Raw genomic sequence first — 2943 nt, forward strand, 5'->3', positions numbered from 1 at the left:
CTGAAAGGTCGCGAAAGTCTGTGGACTTTGTGTAAGACAGTACATGGTTTTTTAACCGTGGTATGCAACGGTGGTTGAAGCAGAAACTTAAATCGTGAGGTTTAGGAATCGCCGCACTTTTAGGGCGGCGAGGATGTCAACAACAGGCCGAAGAAGATTTATAGTCATTTCAGATAAGTCTGATACACTCTAGACTGATTAAACCCTTATGAACTCTGGCATTGCTATTCTCAATCTTAATTGAAATGACTATATTCGATCTCTCGGAGCATCAAGATAAGCTAAGACGCATTTTAAGCGTTTATAGGTCAGTACGAATACTACGATAGCGTTAGGCGAGGATGCGAAGTCAGTCCTTGAATTGATCAGAGAAAAGGAGTTTAAAGGATGAAAATGACTTATCTGGAAGCTACTGCCAAATTTTACAGGGAAGTAGCCCAAACTCCCGAAGTGGGGCTATGTTGTGTCCAAAGCAGTCCTTTGCAACTACCGGGGTTAAAAATCCCTGCCATTATGCAGGAGATGAACTATGGTTGTGGCACGACGGTGCAGGCCAATGAATTAGGCAATTCTCCCAGGGTTTTGTATGTGGGTGTGGGTGGTGGTTTAGAAGCACTGCAATTCGCCTATTTTTCCCGTCGTCCAGGGGGAGTCATTGCGGTGGATCCAGTGCCAGAAATGCGTTGGGCAGCCCAAAGAAATCTCAGCGAAGCGCTGCTGGAAAATCCCTGGTTTAGTCTCGATTTTGTGGAAATTAGAGATGGTTCTGCCTTTGAATTGCCGGTGGAGGATGCCTCCGTCGATGTAGTGGCGCAGAATTGTCTTTTTAATATCTTTAAACCAGCCGATTTACAGTTAGCTTTACGGGAAGCTTTTCGCGTCTTAAAACCGGGAGGACGTTTACTGATGAGCGATCCGATCGCCACTCGTCCCATTCCCGAACATTTGCAAGAAGATCAGCGTTTACGCGCTATGTGTCTATCGGGGGCCTTGACCTACGAGGATTATATTAAACAGCTGATCGCTGCTGGTTTTGGTCAGGTAGAAATTCGGGCCCGTCGTCCCTATCGTTTACTGGACTGTCAAAGTTATAATTTAGCCGAGCCGCTCCTATTAGAAAGTTTGGATTCCGTTGCTTTTAAAGTAGCTATTCCCGAAGATGGGGCCTGTATTTTTACGGGCAAAACTGCTATTTATACTGGTACGGAAGCAATTTTCGATGATGGTGTCGGGCATATTTTATCCAAAGGATTACCAGTGTCCGTCTGTGATAAAACTGCGGGCAACTTAGCTCGTTTCTCTCCCCAAGATATAATCATCACCGAGTCCACTTGGCACTATAATGGGGGCGGTTGCTGTTAAAAAAGTAGCGTCGAGACAAGTTCGATACCTCAGTTATCAGTTATCATTGATTAGTGATTGGTCACTGTTTACTGTTTACTAATTACTGTTTACTCTCCCATGACTCCTTTTGTTGAGAAACTAAAAACTCCTTTAACTAAGCAAAAAATCTCGGTTCTGCAAATTAATTTGGGGAAAAGATGTAACCTTGCCTGTAGCCATTGTCATGTGGAAGCTAGTCCGGGTCGCTCCGAAGAAATGACTCCAGAAGTGTGCGAACAAATTATCGAACTGATCGAAAGATTTCCCCAAATTAAAACCGTCGATCTGACCGGCGGCGCCCCGGAAATGCTCTACGGTTTTAAGCCAATTGTGGAAACCTCTAGAAAAGCTGGAAAAGAGGTAATTGTGCGCTCAAATTTAACTATTTATTTCGAGAAAGGATTTACTGATATTCCTGAATATTGCGCTGGCCATCAGTTGCGGGTGGTGGCTTCTTTACCCTGTTATCTTGCCGATAATGTGGATAAAATGCGCGGTATGGGAGTCTATGATCGATCGATCGCCGCTTTACAATGGTTAAACCGTCTCGGCTACGCTCAAGAGCCGAATTTGATTGTGGATTTAGTCTATAATCCCCAGATTCCTAAGTCAGAGAATTTTTCTCTCACACCAGATCAGGTATCCCTGACACGGGATTACAAAAAGTTCTTGCAAGAACATTTTAATATTTCTTTTAACAATCTGTTTACTATCACTAACCTACCCGTCGGCAGGACACGCTTCCATCTGGAACACCGGCAACTCTATCAACCCTATCTTCAATTCCTCGAAGACCATTTTAATGGCGATACTGTCGAGCATTTGATGTGTCGTAATCAGCTTTCGATCGATTATTTGGGTAATATCTATGACTGCGATTTTAATCAGATGGAAGAGCTGGTCGCTTGCACCAGTCAAGGCCAAAAATTAACCCTGACAGATTTATTACAACCGGGTACTTTGGATCTCATTGCAGAGGTACAAACCGCTTCCTATTGCTACGGTTGCACTGCCGGCAGCGGTTCCAGTTGTGGGGGAGCTTTGATTTCAAGCCGAACAAATGTACTGAATTGACAAAGCCCCTCGGGAAAATTAGTACAAACGCTCGGACTCTGGTGCTGTCTTGACGGGGTAGAGTGTGGGGGTGTAGGGTGTGGGGTTTTACCGATTTTCAGGGGGTCAATTAGTGGGACTTAAACGCTCAACAAAGATCCAATCGAGTATAATCGTTACAGAGTAAGCACTTTACGTTGAGAAATCGGCGATGAAAGAGACAACCCCAGCCGCGATGCCTCCCTGCTTTGACCGATGGTGTCGGCGGTTTGACAATTGCTTCAAGAGCGAAGCGCAAAAAAACGGGTTCAGACAATATTTAGGAGGATTATTAGGGGAAAGTGAAAGGAAAAATCTAACTCAAATGGCCAATAATGCCTTCGGAGTGATTTATAACCGATTACATCACTTTTTGACCGAATCTCCTTGGTCAGACCGTCAGGTAAATGAATGTCGGTTGCAAGTGATGAACCAATGCCGCCAGACGCAAATACCCCGAGGATTTTC

At 44.6% G+C, this 2943-nt stretch carries 3 protein-coding genes; all 3 read left to right on the plus strand.

Annotated features, from left to right (window positions below):
• Positions 1-387: 387 nt before the first annotated feature.
• The gene (arsM, locus tag IM319_RS08270; protein WP_287735262.1) at positions 388-1362 is read left to right on the plus strand and encodes an arsenosugar biosynthesis arsenite methyltransferase ArsM; all 975 of its coding nucleotides are present in this window, start codon (positions 388-390) and stop codon (positions 1360-1362) included.
• A 99-nt stretch (positions 1363-1461) separates the two neighbouring features.
• Complete coding sequence (gene arsS / locus IM319_RS08275; RefSeq protein ID WP_287735264.1) at positions 1462-2457, plus strand: arsenosugar biosynthesis radical SAM (seleno)protein ArsS; 996 nt, start codon at positions 1462-1464, stop codon at positions 2455-2457.
• Positions 2458-2647: 190 nt separating this feature from the next.
• The coding region (locus IM319_RS08280) for a transposase (RefSeq protein WP_287735266.1) at positions 2648-2943 on the plus strand (296 nt) is incomplete at its 3' end.

The sequence above is a fragment of the Microcystis sp. M113S1 genome, assembly GCF_020246945.1.
GTDB lineage: Bacteria > Cyanobacteriota > Cyanobacteriia > Cyanobacteriales > Microcystaceae > Microcystis.

What these genes read in the sequence shown, in the direction of transcription:
- arsS (WP_287735264.1), top strand. Translation starts at nt 1,462, where the DNA reads ATGACTCCTTTTGTTGAGAAACTAAAAACTCCTTTAACTAAGCAAAAA.
- arsM (WP_287735262.1), top strand. Translation starts at nt 388, where the DNA reads ATGAAAATGACTTATCTGGAAGCTACTGCCAAATTTTACAGGGAAGTA.